The organism is Caldalkalibacillus salinus (assembly GCF_016745835.1).
GTDB classification, from domain to species: Bacteria; Bacillota; Bacilli; order Caldalkalibacillales; family JCM-10596; genus Caldalkalibacillus_A; species Caldalkalibacillus_A salinus.
The window spans coordinates 41,058-63,679 of sequence record NZ_JAERVL010000007.1 but is presented as its reverse complement, the minus strand read 5'-3'; the positions used below and the strand labels follow the sequence as shown (position 1 = coordinate 63,679).

The following is a 22,622-nucleotide window of genomic DNA, read 5'->3' as shown; positions in this document are numbered from 1 at the left end:
AAGTATGAAGATAGATAAAGTCATGGTGATTGGTGCTGGTCAGATGGGATCTGGAATAGCCCAGGTCATGGCCCAAGCCGGTAAAGACGTCATTTTACAAGACTTAAAGGACAATTTTGTTAATCGCGGGATTCAAAAAATAGAACAAAACTTAGCCAAACAAGTGGATAAAGGCAAGATTGACGAGGAGCAAAAAGAAGCCACTATGCTTCGGATCAAACCATCGACCGAGATCGCTTCAGCCAAGGAGGCAGATATCGTGATTGAAGCGGCTGTTGAGAACATGGAGGTGAAGAAGAACGTTTTTGCTAGACTAGATGACCTCGCCCCGCCCCACGCTATTCTAGCCACCAATACGTCTTCTTTACCGATCACGGAGATTGCCGCCACCACGAAGCGAGCGGATAAGGTCATCGGGATGCATTTTATGAATCCGGTACCAGTGATGAAATTGGTAGAGGTGATTCGCGGTTTGGCGACGAGTGATGAGGTGTCTGATGCCGTATATGACCTTGCGAAGCAACTGAACAAAACCCCTGTTGAAGTGAACGACTTCCCAGGCTTTGTTTCTAATCGTGTCCTTATGCCCATGATTAATGAGGCTATTTACACGGTTTATGAGGGGGTTGCTTCTCCTGAAGACGTCGATAAAGTGATGCAGCTGGGGATGAACCACCCTATGGGACCGCTAACCTTGGCGGACTTTATTGGCTTAGATACGTGTCTCTATATTATGGAAACTCTACATGAAGGCTTCGGTGATGATAAGTACCGCCCATGTCCCCTTTTACGCAAATATGTAAAGGCTGGATGGTTAGGACGTAAAACGGGCCGAGGTTTCTATGTTTATGACACTTAATACTTGAAGCAACTCGCAGGTAGATGAGTTGTACGGAGGAAGAGGAGGAGCACCATGGACTTCAGGTGGACAGAAGAGCAGGACATGATGAGAAAAATGGTTCGTGATTTTGCCCAAAAAGAAATAGAACCGATTGTTGCAGAGATGGACGAAACGGACGCATTCCCACGAGACATCGTCAACCGTATGGGTGAGCTGGGGCTGATGGGCATACCCGTCCCTGAGCGATGGGGAGGTGTTGGTGCAGACTTCACATCTTACATTATTACCATACATGAGCTCTCTAAGGTGAGTGCCACTATAGGCGTGATATTATCTGTTCACACGTCAGTCGGAACTAATCCTATCCTATACTTTGGCACGGAGGAGCAGAAGCAACGGTTTGTTCCCAAGCTGGCCTCGGGTACATATTTGGGCGCTTTTGCCTTAACAGAACCACAAGCGGGGTCAGACGCATCTAATTTAAAGACAACCGCAGAGCGTCAAGGGGACTATTATATCCTAAACGGATCTAAGGTTTTTATCACAAACGCAGGTGAAGCTGATATATACATCACCTTTGCTGTGACCGATCCCGATAAAGGCGTAAAAGGCATCACGGCGTTTATAGTGGAAAAAGGGTTCGAGGGGTTAACCGTTGGTAAAAAAGAAAAGAAGATGGGCTTGAACGGTTCTAACACCTCTGAGCTCATTTTAGAAAATATGAAAGTCCCCGTAGAGAATCGTTTAGGAGAAGAAGGCGAGGGCTTTACGATCGCCATGGCCAATTTAGATGTGGGGCGTATCGGTATTGCCGCTCAGGCACTAGGTATTGCCGAACACGCCTTAGACCTCTCTACCGCTTATGCGCAAGAGCGGCAACAATTTGGGAGGTCGATCGGCAAACAACAAGGCGTTGCCTTTAAGCTAGCGGATATGGCCACCCAAGCTGAAGCGGCTAAATTATTGACATACCGTGCCGCATACCTCAGAACCGAAGGGGATTCATGCGGAATGGAAGCGTCAATGGCCAAGCGTTTCGCCTCAGATACAGCGATGAATGTGACAACGGAAGCCATTCAAGTCTTTGGGGGATACGGCTATACCAAAGAGTATCCTGTTGAACGCCTTTTCCGAGACGCTAAGATTACACAAATCTATGAAGGCACAAACCAAATTCAACGAATGGTCATTAGCAAACACTTGTAACAAGCATCATGGTCATTTGTGTCTATGAAGGCACTTGTGTGATGGATATCAGAACCCACTAGATTAGCCAGATAAGGGGAGAGGACAATGAACTTTCAATTATCAGAAGAGCATCAAATGATACGCAAAATGGTCAGGGACTTCGCCGAAAATGAAGTGGCACCGACTGCGACAGAAAGAGATGAAGAAGAACGATTTGATCGCGCGATATTTGATCAGATGGCAGAGTTGGGATTAACAGGAATACCGTGGGATGAACAATACGGTGGGATTGGTTCAGACTACCTGAGTTATGTCATTGCTGTGGAAGAACTATCGAGAGTATGTGCCTCAACTGGGGTCACACTGTCGGCCCATGTCTCACTCGCCAGTTGGCCATTGCACCAATTCGGTAACAAAGAGCAAAAGCAGACCTACCTACGGCCATTAGCAGAAGGTCAGAAGATTGGAGCATACGGGCTAACTGAACCAGGCTCTGGGTCGGACGCTGCCGCAATGAAAACAACGGCCGTCAGAGAAGGCGATCATTATATCCTCAATGGTAACAAAATCTTTATTACTAACGCAGGTGAGGCGGATATCTACATTGTGTTCGCCATGACCAACCCAGAGAAGAAACATAAAGGCATCAGTGCTTTCATTCTAGAAAAGGGAATGGAAGGTTTTCGCATGGGTAAAAAAGAAAAAAAGCTAGGTATTCGCTCATCACCAACTTTGGAGATTATCTTTGACAATGTGAAAGTACCGGTGGAGAACAGATTAGGGGAAGAAGGCGACGGGTTTAAAGTGGCCATGATGACTTTGGATGGTGGTCGGAATGGTATTTCTGCTCAAGCAGTCGGGATTGCACAGGGAGCATTAGACCATGCCCTCGCTTATGCCAAAGAGCGTAAGCAGTTTGGGAAGCCGATAGCCGACCAGCAAGCCTTGCAATTTATGCTCGCAGATATGGCGACGCAGGTCGAGGCTGCACGACTACTCACTTATCAAGCCGCTTGGTTAGAAAGCGAAGGTCTGCCATACGGCAAAGCGTCCGCCATGAGTAAGCTATACGCAGGGGATATTGCCATGGAGGTCACAACCAACGCCGTCCAGGTCTTTGGTGGGTACGGATACACGAGGGAATATCCGGTAGAACGGTTTATGAGAGATGCCAAAATTACGCAAATCTATGAAGGCACGAATGAGATTCAAAGACTTGTGATTTCTAAATACTTATTATCAGAGTAGGCAGCACAGATGAGCAAGGACTCAAAAGAAAAAGCGAGAAGAGTCCATTATACACATCGCAAACAAAGAAGTTGAAAAATTCAACATAAAGGCTAGCACGGACGGTATAATAGGGTCAAAGCAAGTCTAACTCTACAGGAGTGAAAGCATGATGGATGCATTGATTCAAAGATTATTAAAAGGCGACGTTCGTGCCCTCGCCCGTGCCATCTCCCACATTGAAAATGATCACCCCAGTCGCTTGCAGCTTCTCGAAGCATTACATCCGTACAAAGATCGTGCCATTAAGGTCGGTATCACTGGTGCACCTGGAGCTGGTAAAAGCTCACTGGTTAATCGATTGATTCACCTCCTTCGTCAACAAGGGCTTAGTGTCGGCATCATTGCCGTTGACCCGACCAGTCCTTTTACTGGCGGTGCCTTGTTAGGCGATCGAGTACGCATGTCACAGCATTATGTTGATCCACAGGTATTCATTCGCAGCATGAGTACCCGGGGTAGCTTAGGAGGGCTGGCCAGAGCAACAAAGGAAGCCGTCCACGCTGTAGACGCTTTCGGGAAAGATGTTATTCTCATTGAAACGGTCGGTGTAGGCCAAACGGAACTCGATATTATGAATGTAGCTGATACCACCATGGTTGTGCTAACACCCAATGGTGGGGATACGGTTCAAGCGTTTAAGGCCGGCATTATGGAGATTGCCGATGTTTATGTCATTAATAAAGCGGATATACCGGGTGCTTCTAAACTGGTTGCTGAGATAGAGCACATGCTAGATTTAGTGAAGCATGATCATACGTGGCGACCTCCCATTGTGCAGTCAGTGAGTACCAAGAACGAAGGTGTCGCGGAGCTATGGGATGAGGTGCAGGCACACCAAAACTATCTCCGTTCGTCAGGAGAGGGAGAGAAGAGAAAACAGGACCGGTTGGTGCGTGAAGTACACGAGACCATACAGCATCAGCTCTCTCTTTTTATGCGTGAACGTCTAGCTGAAGATGAGATGAAAAGGATGTTGCAACAGGCTAGAAACGGTAAAAATAACCCTTATCATATCGCCACCGCATTGTTTAAGCAATGGTTTTCGTCGGATGATGGCCCGGCCAGGGAGACAGAACAGACTATCAGAGAGTAGAGGAAGGGGGAGTTTAAGTGGCGAAAGGAAAGAAGCCAATTCCATCACTCGTAAAAGATCAAAAACTAGTCAAAAGAAGAAGAGAGCAAATGATCGAAGCAGCCGTATCTCTTTTCATAGAAAAAGGCTTTCATAAAACAACAACAAGAGAAATTGCTTCAAAAGCTGGATTCAGCATTGGCACCCTGTATGAATATATTGAATCAAAGGAAGATGTACTCTACCTTGTTTGTGATGCGATTCACCAAGAGCTAGAAGATCGTATTCAGCAGGCCATCCAAGAGGAGGAGCAAGGCATTGACTCCCTGCAAGCAGCGATTCAACACTTTTTCCAAGTGATGAATGACATGCAAGACCGCGTCCTGCTAATCTATCAAGAAGCCAAATCTTTACCACAGGACACACTCTCCTACGTGTTAAACAAAGAGGTCGATATCACCAATATATTTGAGCAAGTGTTACAGAAGGGTATTGATGATGGGAGCATTCAACTCGATCCTAAGGAAGTCAAGCTGATGGCACATAACATCATGGTTCTAGCCGAGATGTGGGTATTCAGAAGATGGGCGTTGGCCAAGGCGTTTACGTTAGAGGAATTTATCGAAAAGCAGACATCGCTCATCATGAACCAAATTAGAAGTAAAAAGGAGGCGAGCAATGTTGGCTCAACAAGTCCATCCTGAAGTTTACATGCCGAAGCATAAGCTGAGGTTTGTCACGGCGTCTAGTTTGTTTGACGGGCATGACGCCTCGATTAACGTGATGCGACGTATCATTCAGGCGTCTGGTGCAGAAGTGATTCACCTAGGCCATAACCGCTCAGTAGATGAGGTGGTGACGGCAGCGATACAAGAGGATGTGCAAGGGATTGCCATCAGTTCCTATCAAGGGGGACATATTGAATATTTTAAATATATGTATGATTTGCTTCGCGAAAGAGGAGCAAGCCATATTAAGATCTTTGGAGGCGGTGGGGGGGTCATCGTTCCTCCAGAGATCAAAGAGCTGCATGAATACGGCATCACGAGGATCTTTTCACCTGAAGACGGACGTCAGTACGGTTTACAGGGTATGATTAACCAAATGTTAGAGCTTTGTGACTTTCCAACCGTGCAACAAGGCGAAGTGACACTAGACAAACTAGATGTACACCACCCCGAGATGGTGGCCAGATTAATTACTGTCGCAGAGGATTGGGTGGAACAGAAGGAAGCGCAGCAGATGCAGGAGATGGCCAGTGCGATAGAAGCCATAAGAGAAAAGGCGAAACAACAAGAGGGAACGACGCCCATTCTGGGTATTACGGGGACGGGTGGAGCGGGGAAAAGCTCCCTCACAGACGAGCTTGTACGCCGTTATACTCAACAGTTTCCGGAACGTACGCTGGCGATCATCTCTATCGATCCGTCCAAACAGAAAACGGGAGGCGCCTTGTTAGGAGACCGTATACGTATGAACGCCATCCATCATCCGAACGTCTATATGCGCAGTCTCGCTACGCGTTCATCTAAGACAGAGTTAAGTGCGGCGTTAGAAGATGCCATTCAGGTCGTAAAGGCAGCGGGTTATGACTTTATCATTGTAGAAACGAGTGGCATCGGGCAAGGGGACGCTGAGATTGTAGAGTTATGTGACTTATCAATGTATGTCATGACCAGTGAGTTTGGTGCACCTTCACAGTTAGAGAAAATCGACATGATTGATTTTGCAGATATCATTGCCATTAACAAGTTCGATCGCAAAGGGTCTGCGGATGCCTTGCGTGACGTTCGCAAGCAGTACCAACGAAGTCGTATGCTTTTTGATCGTGAGGAATCGACATTACCTGTATACGGGACGATCGCGAGTCAATTTAATGACCCAGGAACAAACCAATTATTCTTTGCCATAATGGATACAGTCAATGAGAAATTAAAGCAGGCGTGGCCGATACAACAAAGTGCACTGAATCCAGTGACAGAGAAGAACGTCATCATTCCAGGAGAGAGAAGGCAGTACCTAGGCGAAATCGTGCAGACAGTGCACGCCTATAAAACCTTTGCTCGAGAACAAGCAGCCATCGCTAGAAAATTGTATCAAGTCCAAGGAGCGAAACGAGCGTTAGAGGAGCAGCATGAGAATACAGAAGATTCACACGACCTCCTCCATTTGGATTTAAGTAGCACGACTTCAGAAACCCTAACAGATCGTGATACGGGAGCTAAGACGAACCACATGGAAGAGACATCAAGGGTGTTGACACAACTTGAAAAAGAGTTAGAAGCGCAACTACACCCCGAATGTAAAAAGAAGCTAGATCAGTGGCCTGAGGTTAAGGAAGCTTACAGACAGGAGCAATATGTCACTCAGATCCGAGATAAAGAGATCGTGACAGAGTTATATACGACGTCCTTGTCTGGGACTAAGATTCCGAAGATATCCCTGCCTAAATACCAAGATTGGGGCGATATACTAGAGTGGATACTCACAGAGAACGTACCGGGGGAATTTCCTTATACAGCTGGTGTATTCCCGTTCAAGCGTAAAGGTGAAGACCCCAAACGTCAATTTGCGGGTGAAGGTACACCTGAACGAACGAATAAACGCTTTCACTATTTGTCCAAAGAAGACCCAGCCAAACGACTTTCCACGGCATTTGATAGTGTCACACTATACGGAGAAGACCCAGACTACCGCCCAGATATCTATGGAAAAGTTGGCGAAAGTGGCGTGAGCATCTGCACGCTTGAGGACATGAAAAAGTTATACGCTGGTTTTGATTTATGTGATCCAAGTACGAGTGTATCAATGACCATTAACGGTCCAGCTCCGATTATCTTAGCGATGTTCATGAACACAGCGATTGATCAACAGGTGAAGTATTTCACTGAAAAAGAAGGTCGCGAGCCGAATGAGGAAGAACGTGAGCAGCTCAAGGCCTACGCCTTAAGCACTGTACGAGGCACCGTTCAAGCTGATATTTTAAAAGAAGACCAAGGCCAAAACACATGTATCTTTTCTACCGAATTCGCCCTAAGAATGATGGGCGATATTCAACAGTACTTTATTGATCATAAAGTGAGAAACTATTACTCTGTCAGTATATCTGGTTACCATATCGCAGAAGCGGGTGCCAATCCGATAACGCAACTGGCCTTCACTTTAGCCAACGGTTTCACTTATGTAGAGTATTACTTGAGCCGAGGCATGGACATTAATGACTTTGCCCCGAACCTCTCTTTCTTTTTCAGTAACGGCCTTGACCCTGAATACTCTGTTATCGGTAGAGTGGCACGGCGAATATGGGCGACCGTGATGAAACACAAGTATAAAGCGAACCAAAGAAGTCAGAAGTTGAAATATCACATCCAAACCTCAGGACGATCCCTACACGCACAAGAAATAGACTTTAATGATATTCGTACAACACTCCAAGCCCTTATGGCCATCTACGATAATTGTAACTCACTACACACGAACGCTTACGATGAAGCGATTACGACACCGACAGAAGAATCCGTTCGCCGAGCGATGGCGATCCAGATGATTATTACCAAAGAACTCGGGCTGGCCAAAAATGAAAACGCTTTACAAGGGTCCTTTATTATTGAAGAACTGACTGACTTAGTAGAAGAGGCCGTGCTGGCAGAGTTTATGCGAATTAGTGATCGTGGTGGTGTGCTCGGTTCCATGGAAACGCAATATCAACGTGGCAAAATTCAGGAAGAATCTCTATACTACGAAACGAAAAAACACTCAGGTGAGCTGCCAATCATTGGTGTGAACACTTATACGAATCCTCATCCACCAGAAGAGACGTCTTTTGAAATGGAACTTGCAAGGGCGACCAAGGAAGAAAAAGACACGCAAATCCAAAACCTACAAGCGTTCCAGACACAACATCAGGGTGAAGCTGAACAAGCGCTCGATCGCCTGAAAGAGACGGCAAGAGGTGGCGGAAATGTCTTTGCCCAGTTAATGGAAACGGTCAAGGTGGCCAGTTTGGGTCAAATCACACAGGCACTGTATGAAGTTGGTGGACAATATCGCCGAAATATGTAAGGATATAAAGACGAAATTTTGTCAGATAGACTGTAAAAATAGGGCTAGCATATTTTTTCTAGATCAGTCTATAATGGATAGGAAGAAGTAGAGTAGAAGGGAAGTGCTGGTGTGAGTAGTATCCATGAACTTGATCGAGAAACCCTTTCTGAAATGTCTATGGTGGACATCGCGTATCATATCTTAAAGGAAAACAATAAAGAACCAAAACCATACCTAGAAATCTTAGAAGAAATTGTTGAAATGAAAGGTTTCAAAGGTGGGGATAAGGCGATTGCCATGACACGTCTATATACAGAAATTAACATAGACGGTCGCTTTAAACCTGTGGGTGATAATGTATGGGGTTTACGCAGTTGGTATCCTGTTGAACAGGCTGAAGAAATCGTCATTACAGAAACAAAGAAAAAGAAGAAAAAGAAGAAAAAGGCGGATGACGAGTTCCTAGAAGAAGATGTAGAAGGTATTCAAGAAATAGAAGAAGAGATTGAAGACGTTGGTGATTTAGCTGACGATTTCGAAGAAGATTTAGAGGGTATTGAAGATGTCGAAGACTTAGATGAAGATCTAGAAGAAGATGAAGAAGAGGATTTAGCTATTGACGATAACGAGGAGGACACGGAAAAAGAGTGATTTCCGAGGTTACTCTGCTTAAAGCATTGCAATGCCCCTTGACACTTTCATGTTCAAGGGGTAAAATTTTTTTTGGGCTTTAGAAATTAATCGAAAAGATTAATGCAGATGAAGATATAAATTTAAATACAAGTTAAAACGCAAGCATTGAGCAAAAGTGCCCCCTTTACTTGGGATAAGTGCCACTTTTGCTTTTTTGTATTTTGGAGACTTTCATATTTTTATCATGGTTTTTAAAATTTGCGCCAAACTAGGAATGAAAGAGGGGTAATCGATATGGCAAAGTATATTTTTGTAACTGGAGGAGTGGTCTCCTCTATCGGAAAAGGAATTATAGCGGCCTCATTGGGTCGTTTGTTGAAGAACCGTGGTTTAAATGTGACCATCCAAAAGTTTGACCCTTATATTAACGTGGACCCAGGTACAATGAGTCCTTATCAGCACGGAGAAGTCTTTGTGACAAATGACGGTGCTGAGACAGATTTAGACCTTGGGCACTATGAACGTTTCATTGACATTAACCTCAGTGCAAACAGTAATGTGACGACGGGGAAAATATATTCTAGTGTCATCACCAAAGAAAGACGTGGTGACTATCTCGGTGGGACCGTGCAGGTTATTCCACACATCACTAATGAAATCAAAGACCGTGTTTTCCGCGCCGGTAAAGAAACTCAAGCTGATGTTGTTATTACGGAGATTGGAGGCACTGTGGGGGATATCGAAAGCCTTCCTTTTATAGAAGCGATTAGACAAATTAAAAGTGACATAGGGCGAGAGAATGTCATGTACATTCACGTGACGCTCATCCCGTATATTCGTGCTGCGGGGGAACTGAAGACAAAGCCGACACAACATAGTGTTAAAGAGCTTCGTAGCCTAGGGATTCAACCGAACGTGGTGGTGTGTCGTACGGAGCACCAAATTTCAGAAGAGATGAAAGAAAAGCTCGCGTTGTTCTGTGACATTGAGCAACAGGGCGTCATTGAATCCACGGACGTAGAAACTCTCTATGAAGTCCCTTTATTGTTACAATCTCAAGGTTTCGATGACTACGTTCTAAACCATATGAACATCAAAGCGCCCCAGCCTGACATGACAGAGTGGCGTAAGCTAGTCGAAGATGTAAAGCACTTGAAGCGCAAAACGACAATTGCCCTCGTCGGTAAGTACGTTGAATTACAGGATGCCTATTTATCTGTGGCAGAGGCGTTATACCATGCTGGCATTGCCAATGATACAGAAGTGAACATACGCTGGGTGAACGCAGAAGAGATTAACAAAGAAAATGTGAAAGAGGCACTAGAAGACGTTGACGGTATCTTGGTACCAGGCGGCTTCGGTGACCGAGGTGTAGAAGGGAAAATTGACACGGTACAATTTGCTCGTGAGCATAAAATCCCATTCCTCGGTATCTGTCTAGGCATGCAGGTCGCGTGTATAGAATTTGCAAGACATGTTCTGGATTATCAAGGGGCCAATAGCTCAGAGATACAACCTGAAACACGTTATCCTGTGATTGACCTGTTACCTGAGCAGAAGGATGTCGAGGATTTAGGTGGCACGATGAGACTCGGTCTGTATCCTTGTAAAATCGCACAAGGGACAAAGGCTTACGAAGCTTATCAGGATGAACTCATCTATGAGCGTCATCGCCATCGTTACGAATTTAACAATGAATACCGAGCTAAAATGGAAGACCAAGGCTTTATCTTCTCTGGGACATCGCCTGACGGGCGCCTAGTAGAAATTATTGAGCTTCAAGACCATCCATGGTTCGTTGCGAGTCAGTTCCATCCTGAGTTTACGTCAAGGCCGAACCGAGCACAGCCATTGTTTAGAGAATTTGTGAAAGCATCAGTCCAAGTGAATCAACTGGTGTAATTCCCGTCACAACACTTTCCCAACCCCTCTAATAACGAAGAATTTTTAGTTATTTAAGAGGAATATGCTGACATCTAGCGAATCTAACCTAATAGGTCAGATTATGTCATCTTAAAAGGAAGGTGTTTAAGGTCTTGGATAGTAACAAAATCCTCATTGTTGATGACCAGTATGGAATACGTGTATTACTTGACGAAGTCTTTCGCAAAGAAGGCTATCAGACATTTCAAGCTGCAAATGGTAAACAAGCCTTAGAACTTGTTGAAAAAAATGAGCCAGACCTTGTCATCCTAGATATGAAAATACCGGGAATGGATGGACTTGAAATATTAAGACGAATCAAAGCTTATAACCAAGAGGTTCAGGTGATTATGATTACAGCATATGGTGAACTAGACCTCATCCAAGAAGCGATGCAACTCGGTGCATTAACGCATTTCACAAAGCCGTTTGATATTGATGAATTAAGGCAGATGGTCGGAGATTACCTGGCATCCGTGCCAAAGTGAGGAGAGGCGATATGAGCGACGTGATGATTCGTTTACGTATGTCCCAAGCAGACGCCCATTACGGTGGAGAATTAGTGGATGGAGCTAGAATGCTGTCCCTTTTTGGAGATGTGGCAACAGAATTACTCATCAGACATGATGGGGACGAAGGTCTATTTGTGGCTTATGACAACGTAGAATTCACAGCGCCTGTATATGCCGGTGATTATGTAGAAGCAAAAGGGAGTATTGTGAAAGTCGGCAACACTTCGCGCAAAATAACATTTGAAGCGTATAAAGTGATTGAAGGCAGTCGTGACCCGCAATCTCCCTCTGCTGCTACTGTACTATCTACCCCCATCTTAGTATGCCAGGCTTCTGGTACGTGCGTTGTTCCAAAAGACAAACAACAAAAAACGAGAGGCCAAACGGATGGATAAACTCATCATCACAGCTGCTGTCAATGGTGCTGAAGTGACACGTGAGCATCATCCAAATATTCCCTATACACCTGAAGAAGTGGCTGATGAGGTAGTGAAAGCTTACCACGCTGGCGCCTCTATAGCCCATATTCATGCAAGGCTTGATGATGGGACACCGACACAGGACAGGGAACGCTATGCGCAAATATATCATCATATCCGCAAACGATGTGATATAATAGTACAAGTTTCTACGGGTGGCGCTGTCGGGATGACACTACAAGAACGTATGCAGCCTCTATTACTTCAGCCTGAAATGGCCACGCTCACCACCGGAACGGTTAATTTTGGTTCAGGTGTTTTCATGAATACACCTGAAGATATCAAGACATTGGCTGAGACGATGATAAGAGAAAAAGTCCAGCCTGAATTCGAAATCTTTGAAATGGGAATGATAAACAATGCCTTGCACTTATTGAGAGATGGAATAGTTGAAGGGCATGCCCATTTTGATTTCGTCATGGGCGTACCAGGCGGTATACCCGCGACTATACATAATCTCCTTGCATTGGTACAGAACTTACCCCAAGGAGCGACATGGACGGTCGCTGGGATAGGGCGACACCAACTTCCCATGGCCCTTCATGCACTACTCATGGGCGGACATGTGAGGGTTGGGTTTGAAGATAATATTTATTTTCAAAAAGGCGTTCTCGCGGATTCGAACGCTCAGTTAGTCGAACGCGTCGTCCGCTTTGCTAAAGAAGTTGGGAGAGAAGTAGCCACACCTGTGGAAGCCAGACAGCTGTTAAATCTAAAACAGATATAAAAAAGTGGAAAGGGTGGAGATTATGCCATTAGTTTCAATGCGAGACATGTTAAACACAGCAGTAGAAGGTCAATATGCTGTGGGACAATTCAATTTAAACAACCTTGAATTTACACAAGCGATTCTGCAAGCAGCACAAGAGGAAAACTCACCGGTCATTCTGGGTGTAAGTGAAGGTGCTGCGCGCTATATGGGTGGCTTTAAGTTTGTTGTATCCATGGTTCAAGAGCTTATGGATCATTATGAAGTTGATGTACCCGTTGCGATACACCTCGATCACGGTTCATCTTTTGAGAGTTGTGTAAAAGCGATTCATGCTGGATTCACATCCGTTATGATTGACGGTTCTCACTATCCGCTAGAAGAAAATATTGCTTTAACTAAAAAAGTTGTTGAAGTAGCCCATATTCTTGGGGTATCCGTTGAAGCTGAGCTTGGCAGAATCGGTGGTCAAGAAGATGACCTCGTCGTGGAAGACGCTGAGGCAGCGTACGCTATACCATCAGAATGTGAACAACTCGTACGTGAAACGAACGTCGACTGCTTCGCACCAGCTTTAGGATCTGTTCACGGTCCTTATAAAGGAGAACCTAACTTAGGGTTTGACCGCATGGAAGAAGTTCAAAAGCTCACAGGGGTACCACTTGTGCTACATGGAGGGACCGGGATTCCGACAAAAGACATTCAACATGCGATCTCCTTAGGTACAGCGAAAATCAATGTGAATACAGAAAACCAAATCTCTTCTGCTAAGACTGTACGCCAAGTTCTAGATGAGAAACCTGAATTATATGACCCACGTAAGTATCTAGGGCCAGCGAGAGACAGCATCAAGGAGACGGTTATTTCTAAGATGCGTGAGTTTGGCTCCAGCAACAAAGCCTAAATTCAGACAACAAATATAAGCTTATGATAAATATGATCTTCATGATAGAAGCGATACCCTTTTATCTAGAAGGTCATATTTATATATTTAAATCTTTTAGTGGTTATTCAAAAGAGCCAACACGTTTGTTTCTCGTGGGCGCGCTTACACATCAATGATGTCCAAACGTCATATATATGTGAGCGCACACGAATACGTTTGTACATAGTGGTTGGGTTGACTGCAGAAGATATTAACGTTATTACCTTTATACAGAGTGGAAAATAGACTATACTGAAGCGAAAGGGGTTTCTCTTTATGAAATTTTTTGTTGATTCAGCGAATCTTGAAGAGATTCGTAAGGTTTACGACATGGGCATTTTGGCAGGTGTGACCACAAATCCAAGTCTTGTGGCCAAAGAAGGGGCAAATTTTAAAGAAAGATTGAAAGACATCTGTTCCTTCGTTCAGGGTTCTGTGAGCGCTGAGGTTGTCAGTGAGAAAGCCACCGATATGGTTAAGGAAGGGGAGGAGCTAGCGGCTATTGCCCCTCAGATCACGATTAAAGTCCCGATGACTACTGAAGGACTCAAGGCTGTCTCTGAGTTTCATCGCAAAGGACTTAAAACGAACGTGACACTCATTTTCTCTGCTAACCAAGCGTTGTTAGCCGCAAGAGCCGGCGCCACTTATGTATCTCCGTTCTTAGGAAGACTAGATGATATTGGTCATAACGGTATAGACCTCATTGCTGAGATTGCAGAGCTCTTCACCGTCCACCACATTGAAACGCAAATCATTGCGGCCTCAATACGCCATCCTCAACATGTGACCCAAGCGGCTTTAAGTGGCGCTCATATCGGAACCATGTCTTCGAAAGTCATAGAACAAATGACCCAACACCCTTTAACCGATCAAGGTATTGAAAAGTTTTTAGCCGACTGGGAGAACGCTAAGAACACATAACAACATAAATCTTAAGATTAGGTTTTTTAATACAGTAAAAGTGGTAATAATGATGATAATATCTTCTAGCAGCTAAGATGGACTAGGAAGGAGAAGAGGAATGGACAAGTTATATATTCATGGTGGCAAACCTTTGCAAGGAAAGGTCACAATCAGCGGTGCAAAAAACAGTGCCGTCGCCTTGATTCCAGCCACCATCCTCGCTGATGGCCCAACCACGATTGAAAACTTACCTGGTATTAGTGACGTGCGTATCTTTGCAGATCTGCTCCAAGACCTGGGGGGCAAAACGGAGTTAAACAATGGTGAATTTTACGTTGACCCACGTAAGATGAAAGAGATCCCATTACCCAATGGCAAAGTCAAAAAGCTGAGAGCTTCTTATTATCTTATGGGTGCTTTGCTTGGCAAATTCGGTCAAGCGTGTGTAGGCTTGCCTGGGGGGTGTAATTTAGGGCCTCGCCCAATCGACCAACACATCAAGGGATTTGAGGCTTTAGGTGCTGAGGTGACAAATGACCATGGTGCCATCTCTATCGTTGCTAAGGAACTCCGGGGTGCTCGTATTTACCTTGATGTTGTTAGTGTAGGTGCGACCATCAATATCATGCTCGCCGCTGTTCGAGCAAAAGGGAGAACCATCATTGAAAATGCAGCAAAGGAACCTGAGATCATTGATGTAGCGACCTTATTATCATCTATGGGTGCTAAGATTAAGGGAGCAGGAACGGATGTCATCCGTATTGAAGGTGTGGATTACTTAAAAGGATGTAGACACACCATTATTCCTGATCGCATTGAGACAGGTACATTTATGATCGCGTCAGCCGCTACCCGAGGTCAAGTCATCCTGGATAATGTGATCCCTAAACATATGGAGTCTCTCATGTCTAAACTTCGAGAGGTTGGTGTACGCATTGACACCAAGGATGACCAAATGCTCGTGGACGGTTCTGCTGGTGAATTTAGCTCCGTAGATATCAAGACCCTTGTACATCCAGGGTTTCCAACGGATCTGCAACAGCCCATGACGACCCTTCTCACCCAAGCGAAAGGGACGAGCATTGTCACAGATACGATCTACAGCGCACGCTTTAAGCATGTTGATGAACTACGTAGAATGGGCGCCAATATTAAGGTAGAAGGGCGGTCCGCTATTATTGATGGTTCAACCCCACTGCAAGGGACAAAGGTGACAGCATCAGATTTACGTGCAGGTGCTGCGCTCGTCGTAGCAGGTCTCATCGCCAATGGCATTACAGAAATCAGTGGTGTCGAACACATTGACCGTGGATACGAGTATTTAGAAGCTAAACTAAAGGCATTAGGTGCAGAAACATGGAGAAATTCAGATCAGGAACCTTCCAAGATTGTGATGCTCGATCGGTATTAAGGCTAATGGTCATGTCATTAGCCTCTCTCTCCTTACTCCTCAAACAAGTTATTAATCAAACAACAATACTATGAAAAACGCTCTCCTCATTCACCCAATTTTGTCGCCTTTTCACCATTTGTGATACACTAATTGCAATAAAATGCTATACTAATAGAGAATAAGTGTATGGATGTGGCTAAAAATGGCCTCACAAACATAATGGCGAATATATAGGAGGGAGAAACATGGAGAGAAGTTTAACGATGGAATTGGTACGAGTCACAGAGGCAGCTGCACTCGCGTCTGCACGTTGGATGGGAAGAGGAATGAAAGACGAGGCGGATGAGGCGGCTACTACAGCGATGAGAACTGTTTTTGATACGGTGCCTATGCAGGGGACCGTTGTCATTGGTGAGGGCGAGATGGATGAAGCCCCTATGCTTTATATCGGGGAAGACCTCGGAATGGGCGGCGGCCCTGAATTAGATGTTGCAGTTGATCCATTAGAAGGGACAAATATTGTCGCAAAGGGAACATGGAATGCGCTTTCCGTTATTGCCGTAGCAGAGAAAGGCAACCTTTTACACGCCCCAGATATGTATATGGACAAAATTGCAGTTGGGCCAGCAGCTGTAGGAAGAGTTGACATTGATGCCCCAGTCAAAGATAATTTAAAAGCGGTCGCTCACGCATTAAATCGTGATGTGACTGATCTCGTGGCTGTTATACTAGACCGCGACCGGCATTCAAAGATTGTGGAGGATGTGAGAGAAGCAGGTGCTAGAATTAAGCTCATCTCAGACGGTGACGTGGCAGCCGCAATTAATACTGCATTTGATGACACGGGTGTGGATATTTTATTTGGCTCAGGTGGCGCGCCTGAAGGGGTCATTGCAGCCGTGGCATTAAAATGTTTGGGCGGGGAATTACAAGGGCGTCTCTTACCTCAAACCCAAGAGGAGTATGATCGTTGCTTGCGAATGGGAGTGACCAACCCTAGTCAAGTATTACGCATGGAAGATTTGGTTCGCGGGGATGACTGTATATTTGCCGCAACGGGTGTAACGGATGGAGAATTACTCCGTGGCGTCAGGTTCAAAGGTAGCATGGGCACAACGCAATCCATCGTTATGCGTGCAAAGTCGGGAACTGTCAGATTTATTAACGCGGACCACCGCTTAGAGAAAAAACCCAACATGGTCATTAAATCATAATATATAGTAGAAAAGTGGTGTTTCGTTCATGTCTGTAAATATTACAGAACTTGAAGTTATGAATTTAAAGGATTTATACAAACTAGCTAAAGACTATCATATCCAGTATTACAGTCAATTAAAGAAAAAGGAATTGATCTTTGCCATCCTTAAAGCACAAGCAGAGAAAGACGGCTTTATGTTTATGGAGGGTGTCCTAGAAATCCTACAAGAGGGTTACGGTTTCCTACGACCGATTAACTACCTTCCATCCTCAGAGGACATCTACATCTCCGCTTCACAGATTCGAAGGTTTGAATTGCGTAATGGCGACAAGGTATCAGGGAAGGTTAGACCCCCTAAAGAAAATGAAAGGTACTTTGGCCTCCTTCATGTCAGTGCCGTAAACGGGGAGGACCCAGAGCTTGCCAAAGAAAGGCCTCACTTCCCAGCCCTCACGCCACTCTATCCTAACGAAAAGATGGTGCTAGAAGCGCAACCCAAAAACCTCTCTTCTAGAATGATGGATCTGATCGCGCCTGTAGGCTTAGGCCAACGTGGTCTTATCGTGGCCCCACCCAAAGCCGGAAAAACCGTTTTAATCCAAGAAATTGCGAACAGTATATCCACCAATCATCCTGATACGGAGCTCATCGTTTTACTGATAGATGAGAGACCAGAAGAAGTGACGGACATGCAACGTTCTGTTAAAGGGGAAGTCGTCAGCTCAACCTTTGATGAAGTTCCGGAGAATCATATACGTGTGGCAGAGCTGGTTTTAGAGCGGGCACAACGTCTGATTGAACACAAGAGAGATGTCGTGATATTACTAGATAGTATTACGCGCTTAGCTCGAGCATACAACCTCGTAATCCCGCCAAGTGGTCGTACGTTATCAGGCGGTATTGATCCCGCCGCTTTCCACCGACCGAAACGTTTCTTTGGTGCAGCTAGAAATATCGAGGAAGGGGGCAGCCTCACGATTCTTGCTACAGCCCTTGTAGATACAGGTTCTCGGATGGATGACGTCATCTATGAAGAATTCAAGGGAACTGGTAACATGGAGCTCCATCTCGATCGTAAACTAGCAGAGAGAAGAATCTACCCAGCTATTGATATCCGTCGATCCGGTACGCGTAGAGAAGAACTTCTACTATCAACCGAAGATCTAGAGAAGCTTTGGATGATCAGAAAGAACATGAGCGAATCCTCTGACTTTACTGATCAGTTTATACGTAAAATTAAACGAACAAAAACGAACGAAGAATTTATGGCGCTCTTTGAAGGAGCGGAAGACGAAGATAAAGGTAGAAGCAAGCGAACGACACGCACTAAAACGTCTGCCTCATAATCATCAGCTCAACTTAACCCGCACCAGGAACCTATCACAGTAATGATGAATAGGTTTCTGGTATTTTTTTATGTTCACATACATAAACATGAAAAGAACGACATGAAGGAGGGAAGATCTGTGGACAAAACGAAGCAAGTAGTCACCTCCGCTTTATTAATAACGGGTGCAACTGCACTTTCAGTCACTGAAGCAGGGGCTGCTACAGGAAGATCCGTAGATTTTCTTGAGGACGACATAGAACATTTGGAAGCACATCTATTTGATAAGGCCGTTAGAAGTTATGTCAATCCCCTTAAAAGGGTAAAAGCTGAGATGAATCAGGACCATCATCATACGTTGACTTACGAAGTACAAGAAGGGGACACACTGTCAGGTATTGCCGTTGCCCATGATGTCAAACAGTCTGAGATTATGAGAATAAATCATATTGAAAACAAGCACCAATTATCTATAGGAGAAAAACTGAAGATTCCACTGAAGGAAAGAAAATATGTGGTTAAACATGGAGAAACAGTAGAAAGCATTGCCAGAGAACAGGGCATTCCACTAGAGGATATACTAGCGAATAATCGCATGGTAATTGAATCGAACCCAGCTTTGTATCCGGGACAAGAAATCCACTTGCCTCAAGCCCCAGCAGAGCCCGTACACCAACCCCTCTCAACGCCGAGGCGATATGCAGAGAAGGGTCAAGTGACGGTGGCCTCTCGTTCTCAAGATGCCAAGGTAGACGGTTCTTTTATTTGGCCTTTAGACGGTACTTTGACCAGTACATATGGCATGAGATGGGGAAAACCACATAATGGTATAGATATATCTAACGCCCAGCGCGCTAACGCACCGATTGTCGCAGCACAATCAGGTGTTGTAACAGACGCGTACTACCATAGAGGGGGATATGGGAATCTTGTCATTATTAGTCATGGTGATGGTTTAGAAACGTATTATGCACATCTCAGCAGTATGACCGTCTCAGAAGGCATGCACATCTCACAAGGCGAAACGATTGGGTATATGGGTCAAACCGGACATGCGACAGGCTACCATTTGCACTTTGAGATTCGGATAAACAATAGACCCGTTAATCCTATCAATCACCTACCTTAAAAGGTGCTATTGCAACTCCTGTCACCACGTGCTATAATCAGGCATGTGTGACGAACGATTAACTCTGTTTCGAATATGATTCAGGGCGTAAAGGAGTGAATGCAAATGAAACCAGAAATTCACCCAAATTATCAAGTAGCTAAAGTCACTTGTGCGTGTGGAAATGAATTTGAAACTGGTTCAGTAAAAGCGGACTTACGCGTTGAGATCTGCTCTGCATGCCACCCATTCTTCACTGGGAAGCAGAAGTTTGTGGATGCAGGTGGACGTGTGGATCGCTTTAAGAAAAAATATAACCTTAAATAAGGTGTGCTTTAACAAAGCTGTAATCAAAGCTGTAAAACAGGCAAGCTTTTCTTGCCTGTTTTTTTACATCATATATTTATTTTAGGAGTGTCAGTAATGCATATTGTGAAGAATCATGGTTGGGTGGAACTGGTTTGTGGAAGCATGTTCTCCGGTAAAAGTGAAGAACTGATTCGACGTATACATAGAGCTGAATTAGCAAAGATGACCGTGAGCGTGTACAAACCCGTCATAGATGATCGATATAGTAAAGCTGCCATCGTTTCTCACAGTGGCATGTCCCTAGAAGCTCAAGCGGTCGAGCACTCCTCAGATCTTTTGCGTGCCGTACCAGAAGATGCAGATTGTATAGCGATAGATGAAGTTCAATTCTTTGATGAAGGTATCGTACCCGTTGTACAAACCCTAGCTGATAAAGGTTTGCGAGTCATCTGTGCCGGGTTAGACCAGGATTTCAGAGGAGAACCCTTTGGCCCTATACAAGGCCTTCTCGCCATTGCCGAGTATGTCACCAAACTTCATGCCATCTGTGCGTCCTGTGGTTCACTTGCGAGCCGTACACAGAGGTTAATTGATGGTAGACCGGCCCACGTCAACGACCCTGTTATTATGGTGGGTGCATCAGAGAGCTATGAACCTCGTTGCCGCCATTGTCATGAGGTCAAAGGGAAGGCGTCACTAACAGACTGGAAACCTTTGACGGAAGAACGCTAGTGTTCTATAATTGTAATGTTAGGCTTTAGTAAGCGAGGTGGAAAAACGTGTACGATCGATTACAATCATTAGAGGATCGCTACGAAGAGCTAAGCCAGCTTTTATGTGATCCAGCCATAACAAACGATCCAAAAAAACTGAGAGAATATTCGAAAGAACAATCGGATTTAGAAGATACAGTTGTCGCCTATCGCGAGTATAAAGAAGTCACTGAGCAGCTTGATGATGCGAAGTCGATGCTAGAAGACAAGCTTGATGATGAAATGAGAGAGATGGTTAAGCTCGAGATTTCAGAGCTAACGGAAAGCAAAGAAGAATTAGAAGGACGTCTTCAGATTCTGCTCCTCCCTAAGGACCCCAACGATGAAAAGAACGTCATTTTTGAAATTCGTGGGGCTGCCGGAGGTGACGAGGCTGCCTTGTTCGCAGGGGATCTGTTTAAAATGTATACCAGATATGCAGAGAGCCAAGGATGGAAGATTGACGTGATTGAGGAAAGTGCGAATGATGTGGGTGGCTATAAAGAAGTCGTTTTCCAAATTAACGGTAACGGGGCTTATAGCCGTTTGAAATACGAAAGCGGGGCCCATCGTGTCCAACGTATACCTACGACGGAGTCAGGTGGTCGAATTCATACATCCACGGCGACGGTCGCCGTCCTCCCTGAGGTAGAAGACATTGATGTTGAAATCCATGATAAGGACGTTCGTGTAGACGTGTTCTATGCCAGTGGTGCAGGGGGGCAGCACGTCAATACAACACAATCCGCTGTGCGTTTAACCCACTTGCCTACCGGTATTGTTGTATCCTGTCAGGATGAAAAATCTCAGCATAAGAACAAGGATAAGGCGATGAAGGTGTTACGTGCGCGTGTCTACGATAAATACCAGCAGGAAGCACAGTCAGAATACGCAAGTATACGTAAGTCCGCGGTGGGAACTGGGGACCGTAGTGAGCGTATCCGGACGTACAACTTCCCTCAAAGTCGTGTCACAGATCACCGTATTAACTTAACCCTACACAAGCTTGATCAGGTACTCAATGGAGAGTTGGACGAAATTATTGACGCTCTTAACGTACATGAGCAAGCAGAAATGCTGAAGAAGGTCGAAGAGTCATGAGTATGATGACGTATAGAGAAGCCCTGAGGAGGGCTTCTTCTTTATTAGAACAGAAGAATCAAAACCCAAAGATCGCGGATTGGTTGTTACGGTATCATGCAAATGTCGAGGGTGTTTCTACTTGGCTTACCTTATTGGAACAGCGCATAGACCATACAACTTGGACAGGGTATCAGGCTGATCTAGAGCGCGTACTGTCAGGTGAGCCGTATCAGTATGTGATCGGTGAACAAGATTTTTACGGTCGCACCTTTGAGGTAACGCCTGCCGTGCTGATCCCTCGACCGGAGACCGAATTGTTAGTCGAGCAAGTTTTGTCTCATGCAAAGCAGGATTCATCGCTATGGACAGAGAATGATGAGGTTACAGTTGTAGATGTCGGTACGGGGAGCGGTGCTATCGCCGTTAGTTTGGCTTTAGAAGAACCTCGAATGAGCGTGAAGGCCACAGATATCTCTTCAGACGCGCTAGCCATAGCTAAACGCAATGCTCAAAGACTTGAAGCTCACGTGCAGTTTTTTCAAGGTGATCTAGCAGAACCGCTTATAACACTTCACGAAACGGTGCAAATACTCGTATCAAATCCGCCGTATGTGGCAAGAACTGATCAGCACCTAGAACGTCAGGTGGTTGAGTATGAACCTCATGTGGCCTTATTCTCCGCAGAAGACGGATTATATCACTACCGTCAGCTTATACAGCAATCTAAGTATTTAGTGCAGCCGGGAGGATGGCTCGCTTTTGAAGTTGGCATTGACCAAGCTCAGAAGGTGCATGACATGATACGGTCCGCATACCCTGATGCACGGATACAAACCAAAAAGGATTATCAAGGGTTAGAGCGTATGGTGCTTGCAAAGCTGTGCTAAATAAGTCATGTCGTAGAAATTTAACATACATTGTAAAGTTCAA

At 45.0% G+C, this 22,622-nt stretch carries 21 protein-coding genes; all 21 read left to right on the top strand.

What is annotated here, in order from left to right; all coding sequences use genetic code 11:
• The first annotated feature begins 4 nt into the window (after positions 1 to 4).
• Positions 5 to 859: a 3-hydroxybutyryl-CoA dehydrogenase gene (locus JKM87_RS07655; RefSeq protein ID WP_202079689.1), complete on the top strand. Its 855-nt coding sequence runs from the start codon at positions 5 to 7 to the stop codon at positions 857 to 859.
• A gap of 54 nt (positions 860 to 913) precedes the next feature.
• Positions 914 to 2,047 carry an acyl-CoA dehydrogenase gene (locus JKM87_RS07650; protein WP_202079687.1) on the top strand — a complete coding sequence of 378 codons (1,134 nt, stop codon included), beginning with the start codon at positions 914 to 916 and terminating at the stop codon, positions 2,045 to 2,047.
• Positions 2,048 to 2,134: 87 nt separating this feature from the next.
• Positions 2,135 to 3,277 (top strand): acyl-CoA dehydrogenase, encoded by a 1,143-nt coding sequence (locus tag JKM87_RS07645; RefSeq protein WP_202079685.1) that lies wholly within the window; start codon positions 2,135 to 2,137, stop codon positions 3,275 to 3,277.
• 148 nt (positions 3,278 to 3,425) lie between these two features.
• On the top strand, positions 3,426 to 4,412 hold the full coding sequence (meaB, locus tag JKM87_RS07640) for a methylmalonyl Co-A mutase-associated GTPase MeaB (protein ID WP_419761840.1): 987 nt from the start codon (positions 3,426 to 3,428) through the stop codon (positions 4,410 to 4,412).
• 17 nt (positions 4,413 to 4,429) lie between these two features.
• Positions 4,430 to 5,095 (top strand): TetR family transcriptional regulator, encoded by a 666-nt coding sequence (locus tag JKM87_RS07635; protein ID WP_202079683.1) that lies wholly within the window; start codon positions 4,430 to 4,432, stop codon positions 5,093 to 5,095.
• Entirely contained in the window at positions 5,070 to 8,453 is a 3,384-nt protein-coding gene (locus tag JKM87_RS07630) for a methylmalonyl-CoA mutase family protein (RefSeq protein WP_202079681.1), read from the top strand. The genes JKM87_RS07635 and JKM87_RS07630 overlap by 26 nt, the downstream gene beginning before the upstream one ends.
• Positions 8,454 to 8,564: 111 nt before the next feature.
• Complete coding sequence (rpoE, locus tag JKM87_RS07625; RefSeq protein WP_202079679.1) at positions 8,565 to 9,086, top strand: DNA-directed RNA polymerase subunit delta; 522 nt, start codon at positions 8,565 to 8,567, stop codon at positions 9,084 to 9,086.
• 276 nt (positions 9,087 to 9,362) lie between these two features.
• A complete protein-coding gene (locus JKM87_RS07620; protein WP_202079677.1) occupies positions 9,363 to 10,970 on the top strand; it encodes a CTP synthase in 1,608 nt (535 codons plus the stop codon).
• A gap of 134 nt (positions 10,971 to 11,104) precedes the next feature.
• Positions 11,105 to 11,479, top strand: a complete 375-nt coding sequence (locus tag JKM87_RS07615; protein ID WP_202079675.1) for a response regulator — start codon at positions 11,105 to 11,107, stop codon at positions 11,477 to 11,479.
• Positions 11,480 to 11,490: 11 nt separating this feature from the next.
• Positions 11,491 to 11,898: a 3-aminobutyryl-CoA ammonia lyase gene (gene kal, locus JKM87_RS07610; RefSeq protein ID WP_202079673.1), complete on the top strand. Its 408-nt coding sequence runs from the start codon at positions 11,491 to 11,493 to the stop codon at positions 11,896 to 11,898.
• Positions 11,891 to 12,709: a 3-keto-5-aminohexanoate cleavage enzyme gene (kce, locus tag JKM87_RS07605; RefSeq protein ID WP_202079671.1), complete on the top strand. Its 819-nt coding sequence runs from the start codon at positions 11,891 to 11,893 to the stop codon at positions 12,707 to 12,709. Before kal ends, kce begins: the two co-directional genes overlap by 8 nt.
• A gap of 22 nt (positions 12,710 to 12,731) precedes the next feature.
• The gene (fba, locus tag JKM87_RS07600) at positions 12,732 to 13,595 is read left to right on the top strand and encodes a class II fructose-1,6-bisphosphate aldolase (protein ID WP_202079669.1); all 864 of its coding nucleotides are present in this window, start codon (positions 12,732 to 12,734) and stop codon (positions 13,593 to 13,595) included.
• Between the two features lie 297 nt (positions 13,596 to 13,892).
• Positions 13,893 to 14,540, top strand: coding sequence for a fructose-6-phosphate aldolase (gene fsa, locus JKM87_RS07595; protein ID WP_202079667.1), 648 nt, complete (start codon positions 13,893 to 13,895; stop codon positions 14,538 to 14,540).
• Between the two features lie 100 nt (positions 14,541 to 14,640).
• Positions 14,641 to 15,933: a UDP-N-acetylglucosamine 1-carboxyvinyltransferase gene (locus JKM87_RS07590; protein ID WP_202079665.1), complete on the top strand. Its 1,293-nt coding sequence runs from the start codon at positions 14,641 to 14,643 to the stop codon at positions 15,931 to 15,933.
• 227 nt (positions 15,934 to 16,160) lie between these two features.
• Positions 16,161 to 17,129 (top strand): class II fructose-bisphosphatase, encoded by a 969-nt coding sequence (gene glpX, locus JKM87_RS07585; protein WP_202079663.1) that lies wholly within the window; start codon positions 16,161 to 16,163, stop codon positions 17,127 to 17,129.
• 28 nt (positions 17,130 to 17,157) lie between these two features.
• Positions 17,158 to 18,459 carry a transcription termination factor Rho gene (gene rho / locus JKM87_RS07580; protein ID WP_202079661.1) on the top strand — a complete coding sequence of 434 codons (1,302 nt, stop codon included), beginning with the start codon at positions 17,158 to 17,160 and terminating at the stop codon, positions 18,457 to 18,459.
• A 120-nt stretch (positions 18,460 to 18,579) separates the two neighbouring features.
• Complete coding sequence (locus JKM87_RS07575) at positions 18,580 to 19,569, top strand: peptidoglycan DD-metalloendopeptidase family protein (RefSeq protein WP_202079659.1); 990 nt, start codon at positions 18,580 to 18,582, stop codon at positions 19,567 to 19,569.
• 105 nt (positions 19,570 to 19,674) lie between these two features.
• A complete protein-coding gene (rpmE, locus tag JKM87_RS07570; protein WP_202079657.1) occupies positions 19,675 to 19,875 on the top strand; it encodes a 50S ribosomal protein L31 in 201 nt (66 codons plus the stop codon).
• Between the two features lie 96 nt (positions 19,876 to 19,971).
• Positions 19,972 to 20,589 (top strand): thymidine kinase, encoded by a 618-nt coding sequence (locus tag JKM87_RS07565; RefSeq protein ID WP_202079654.1) that lies wholly within the window; start codon positions 19,972 to 19,974, stop codon positions 20,587 to 20,589.
• Between the two features lie 47 nt (positions 20,590 to 20,636).
• Positions 20,637 to 21,710 (top strand): peptide chain release factor 1, encoded by a 1,074-nt coding sequence (gene prfA / locus JKM87_RS07560; RefSeq protein ID WP_202079652.1) that lies wholly within the window; start codon positions 20,637 to 20,639, stop codon positions 21,708 to 21,710.
• Entirely contained in the window at positions 21,707 to 22,579 is an 873-nt protein-coding gene (prmC, locus tag JKM87_RS07555) for a peptide chain release factor N(5)-glutamine methyltransferase (RefSeq protein ID WP_202079650.1), read from the top strand. The genes prfA and prmC overlap by 4 nt, the downstream gene beginning before the upstream one ends.
• Positions 22,580 to 22,622 lie beyond the last annotated feature (43 nt).

What these genes read in the sequence shown, in the direction of transcription:
- JKM87_RS07655 (WP_202079689.1), top strand. Translation starts at nt 5, where the DNA reads ATGAAGATAGATAAAGTCATGGTGATTGGTGCTGGTCAGATGGGATCT.
- JKM87_RS07650 (WP_202079687.1), top strand. Translation starts at nt 914, where the DNA reads ATGGACTTCAGGTGGACAGAAGAGCAGGACATGATGAGAAAAATGGTT.
- JKM87_RS07645 (WP_202079685.1), top strand. Translation starts at nt 2,135, where the DNA reads ATGAACTTTCAATTATCAGAAGAGCATCAAATGATACGCAAAATGGTC.
- meaB (WP_419761840.1), top strand. Translation starts at nt 3,426, where the DNA reads ATGATGGATGCATTGATTCAAAGATTATTAAAAGGCGACGTTCGTGCC.
- JKM87_RS07630 (WP_202079681.1), top strand. Translation starts at nt 5,070, where the DNA reads ATGTTGGCTCAACAAGTCCATCCTGAAGTTTACATGCCGAAGCATAAG.
- JKM87_RS07620 (WP_202079677.1), top strand. Translation starts at nt 9,363, where the DNA reads ATGGCAAAGTATATTTTTGTAACTGGAGGAGTGGTCTCCTCTATCGGA.
- kal (WP_202079673.1), top strand. Translation starts at nt 11,491, where the DNA reads ATGAGCGACGTGATGATTCGTTTACGTATGTCCCAAGCAGACGCCCAT.
- kce (WP_202079671.1), top strand. Translation starts at nt 11,891, where the DNA reads ATGGATAAACTCATCATCACAGCTGCTGTCAATGGTGCTGAAGTGACA.
- fba (WP_202079669.1), top strand. Translation starts at nt 12,732, where the DNA reads ATGCCATTAGTTTCAATGCGAGACATGTTAAACACAGCAGTAGAAGGT.
- fsa (WP_202079667.1), top strand. Translation starts at nt 13,893, where the DNA reads ATGAAATTTTTTGTTGATTCAGCGAATCTTGAAGAGATTCGTAAGGTT.
- JKM87_RS07590 (WP_202079665.1), top strand. Translation starts at nt 14,641, where the DNA reads ATGGACAAGTTATATATTCATGGTGGCAAACCTTTGCAAGGAAAGGTC.
- glpX (WP_202079663.1), top strand. Translation starts at nt 16,161, where the DNA reads ATGGAGAGAAGTTTAACGATGGAATTGGTACGAGTCACAGAGGCAGCT.
- rho (WP_202079661.1), top strand. Translation starts at nt 17,158, where the DNA reads ATGTCTGTAAATATTACAGAACTTGAAGTTATGAATTTAAAGGATTTA.
- rpmE (WP_202079657.1), top strand. Translation starts at nt 19,675, where the DNA reads ATGAAACCAGAAATTCACCCAAATTATCAAGTAGCTAAAGTCACTTGT.
- JKM87_RS07565 (WP_202079654.1), top strand. Translation starts at nt 19,972, where the DNA reads ATGCATATTGTGAAGAATCATGGTTGGGTGGAACTGGTTTGTGGAAGC.
- prmC (WP_202079650.1), top strand. Translation starts at nt 21,707, where the DNA reads ATGAGTATGATGACGTATAGAGAAGCCCTGAGGAGGGCTTCTTCTTTA.